The organism is Clostridium bowmanii, assembly GCF_018861315.1.
GTDB lineage: Bacteria > Bacillota > Clostridia > Clostridiales > Clostridiaceae > Clostridium_AD > Clostridium_AD bowmanii.
On record NZ_JAHLDL010000086.1, the window covers coordinates 1 to 2,502 of the forward strand.

Genomic DNA, 2,502 nt, shown 5'->3' on the forward strand with positions numbered 1-2,502 from the left:
TGATATGTTGTATAAGAAAATCTTATGGCTTGAAAATAGACGTGTAATCAACTAACATTGGAAAGAACCACTTTTCACTTGACAAATACAGCTCTTCGCTTAGTCTTCCATTCTCAATATCTGACTCATAGCAAGGTAACACATACTGGTCAATACGGCCCAGTGAAGTACTAGATTGATTATCTGCCATCAAAAACAATGACTGTATTGTCCAAATGGCCTGCAATGCTTCATGAAATGTTTCCGGCGGATTAGCTGGCACATGGGCATTGACCTCGGCGATCTTTTTAAGCTCTGATTTACGCTTTGGATCTTTTTCCTTTTCGAACAGTTCCCATGCATATATCGAAAGACGAGCTGCATATGTGAGAATTCCCTCACACGTTTCTATTTCCGCTTGATAAAAAGAAATTTTATCCCTGTCCTCAATTGTGTCAGTTGATAAACCGGTAAGATAAGCTTCTGCATCTGCTTTAATTCCGCAAATTCCCTTTTTAAAAAGGATGATATCATAGCCCGGACTGGTATCTCCGCCACCGCTTGTCATATGGTAGGTTAAATCACTTATGCATGCCTGCGCGCCAAATTCCCACAAATCTTCTTTCCGAAAAGCTTTTTCACATTCCTCTGCTAGAGATTTACCTTTCCAAAATGGGAACAATTCCTCTCGCATAACCTTCTTGTCTTCCTCGCTGATGAAGTAAGGATCTTGTGATCTAGTGCTTATGGTGTCAAGTTCATCACGAACCCACTCCCAAGCGATGTCTGGTGAAAATGAACCGGCACGCGGTTTGCCACAAGGGTGACCGACTATAAGCTCTTGTTCTTGTATAAGCATTGGGGCAGTTTCACATGCTCTCCTGAATCCTTTGGCCCGGAGCACGTTCCTTGGAATGTCAGGATATTTTTTTGCAATTTCGGTAAATGCCAAGGCATGACCAATGGTAATGCTTGGCTTTGCATTAAAATATACTTCTTTCAGATATTGAAGACGTTTAGGTAAATCTGACTTTTTCTTTATCATAATATTCATCCTCTAAAATTTGAGCAGACCTAAATAACATAAGAGATTGTAAACTTCTTTCCAGGTACCGATTCTTCTATGACACGTTTTTTTGTTTTTTCACCAACTGTTCTCAAATTAACCTTTTCGATAGTTTCTTAATTTCTCTTTACTGCAAATTCTTTTAAACCTTCGGTATTTCTATTGGGCTTCTTGGCCATTGATTTGCACCTCCAAACTATCTACAAGTGAATTTTAGTATTGCCATTTAACATATTGCCTTTGCCAATCTCTTTCTCTACCTAACTCCTTAAACCTTACCATTTCCTTTTCCATAAGGTTTAATTCTTGTTTTAATATAGGATAAAATATAACCTCGGTTATATAGTTATGGCAATTATAGAAAAAACAGCCATCACCATCAGAACATTTGCCCCTTCTAAAATCGTATAAACACGCTGATGATGAATTTGTTGAAATATCAGTTAAAGATAATGGTATTGGCATTGAAGACAGTAATCTGGCTATGATATTTGATAGATTTAAGCAGGTAGATAAATCACTATCAAGAAATACAGAGGGTACAGACGTTGGTTTAAGTTTAGTTAAAACGATTGTGGAATTACATGGTGGTAGTATACATGCTGAAAGTGAATATGGAAAAGGAAGTAAGTTTACAGTTATGCTTCCTTCAGGAAAGGCACTTAAGGAAAATATGATATATAAAAGTAAAGTGGAAAGTAAACATCAAAGTATACGCGTGGAGATTTCAGTATATATTTGTAATTCATTTATAAAAAACATCGCCAATTATATTCAAAATACAACCCTACTTTATTATTAAATTTGCAGTTAAATTTAAATGAATTCTTACTACAACTATTAAAGGGTAGAACCGAAATTTCGGATGTTGCCTCATCGCCTTAATAAATTGACAAAAACCATTCATGATAACGTTTGTTATATTGAATGCCTTTTATTGGTTAAATATAAGTAACTTTTCATATGGATTATTCATCATTATAAGGTATAATTAGTATAAATATATTGTTTCACAGTAGTAATTAATAACGAGTTATTCTATATTAAAGGGGGAGTAATCATGAAAAAGTACATCAAATTTTTTTTATTAGCATTTATTATAATACTAATAAGTACGCCTTTGGGGTATACAGCAGTTAAAATAGTGTATTATAATAAAAATTTGTCTGGTGAATTTGTTCCTATATTAAATGGGTTCATACATTCATTTATGTTAATTGGTGTATTAATATTTAGCATTGGTTTAATAGACATAATAGCAAATAAAAATAATAAGTTGTAATACTACTCCACGGTACTCATAAAAAACTCATTAGATCTAAACAAAAGCTATCTCCATTTTAGGAATAGATTTTGTTTTGCAATGGTAAAAAAGTGCGTACTAAATTATAAAGATAATTAAAAGGGGGCGATTATTATTAATAAGAAAATTGGATTAACAATTTTCTGTTTGTTAA

Annotated in this window: 3 protein-coding genes; 2 read left to right on the forward strand and 1 reads right to left on the reverse strand. The window is 33.7% G+C overall.

Annotated features, from left to right (window positions below):
• Positions 1-22: 22 nt before the first annotated feature.
• Positions 23-1,024: a pyruvate formate lyase family protein gene (locus KPL51_RS22895; RefSeq protein WP_224854643.1), complete on the reverse strand. Its 1,002-nt coding sequence runs from the start codon at positions 1,022-1,024 to the stop codon at positions 23-25.
• 409 nt (positions 1,025-1,433) lie between these two features.
• Between KPL51_RS22895 and KPL51_RS22900 the strand changes: the two genes are divergently transcribed.
• On the forward strand, positions 1,434-1,847 hold the full coding sequence (locus KPL51_RS22900) for a sensor histidine kinase (RefSeq protein WP_216166725.1): 414 nt from the start codon (positions 1,434-1,436) through the stop codon (positions 1,845-1,847).
• 258 nt (positions 1,848-2,105) lie between these two features.
• A complete protein-coding gene (locus tag KPL51_RS22905) occupies positions 2,106-2,327 on the forward strand; it encodes a hypothetical protein (protein WP_216166727.1) in 222 nt (73 codons plus the stop codon).
• The last annotated feature ends 175 nt before the right edge of the window (positions 2,328-2,502 follow it).

Coding starts and splice junctions, on each gene's coding strand:
- KPL51_RS22895 (WP_224854643.1), bottom strand. CDS start 1,024: ATGATAAAGAAAAAGTCAGATTTACCTAAACGTCTTCAATATCTGAAA.
- KPL51_RS22905 (WP_216166727.1), top strand. CDS start 2,106: ATGAAAAAGTACATCAAATTTTTTTTATTAGCATTTATTATAATACTA.